The organism is Gluconobacter sp. Gdi (assembly GCF_014132155.1).
Classification (GTDB): domain Bacteria; phylum Pseudomonadota; class Alphaproteobacteria; order Acetobacterales; family Acetobacteraceae; genus Gluconobacter.
Window position 1 is genome coordinate 1 of record NZ_BLJQ01000053.1, and the last position, 825, is coordinate 825.

Below are 825 nucleotides of genomic sequence, written 5' to 3' on the forward strand. Positions count from 1 at the left end.
TTTAGGGCCTGTTAGGCCTTAAAATAGGTAGTGAACCGCCCAGCTCATCTGTGATGAGCATGATGCAGTCTGTATTTTCCGATGATGCGTGGTCGATCTGGGAACCAGTGATCGAGGCGGTCCGTCCGAAAGGCAAAACCCCGCCTCGCGATCTGTGACGGACCCTGTCGGCGACTTTCTGGCGCCACCAGAACGGGACGAAGTGGCGATCCATTTCTGCGAAACTCGGCCCTTGGTGGACGGTGGCTCAATTCTTCATCCGTTGGATAAAGGTCGGCGTTTGGCAGGCTCTGTTTGAACAGGTGAAGGGTCAGGATCCGGCATTGGGTATGGCCTTCCTTGATGGTACGAACATTCGGACTCATCATAAGGCGGCAGAAGCGGCCCAAAAGGGGGATTCAGAGGAAGCCAAAATGATCGTGAAGCACTTGGTCGCTCGCGTGGAGGTTTTGACAGCGAAGTCTGCGTAGCCGCAGATGGCCATGGAAAGGACCTGCCTTTTACCCTGACGCTAGGTCAGGCCCATGAACTTTCCCCAGCCATGGCGCTCCTTGACGCATTGCCGTACGCTACGCGCTACTACGCCTCGAACCAGATCCGAGAATCCCTGTGGGAAAGGGGCTCACACCCGCTCGTCCCGACAAAACGCAACGAGCCGCAGGTATCCTGCCCCAAATGGGCCTATCGGTACCGACATCTGGTCGAAAACCTATGAGCACGTCTCAAGGAGTGGAGAGCAATCGCTACACGATACGAAAATACCGCCACATCCTTCATGGCCGTCATCTGCATCGCTGCAACCATAGATCATCTCAAAACCTACAG

The 825-nt window shown here is 55.4% G+C and carries 1 pseudogene; it reads left to right on the plus strand.

Features of this window, described 5'->3' with window-relative positions:
• Positions 1-62: 62 nt before the first annotated feature.
• A pseudogene (locus tag JN414_RS16410) lies at positions 63-825 on the plus strand (IS5 family transposase); the annotation flags it as partial.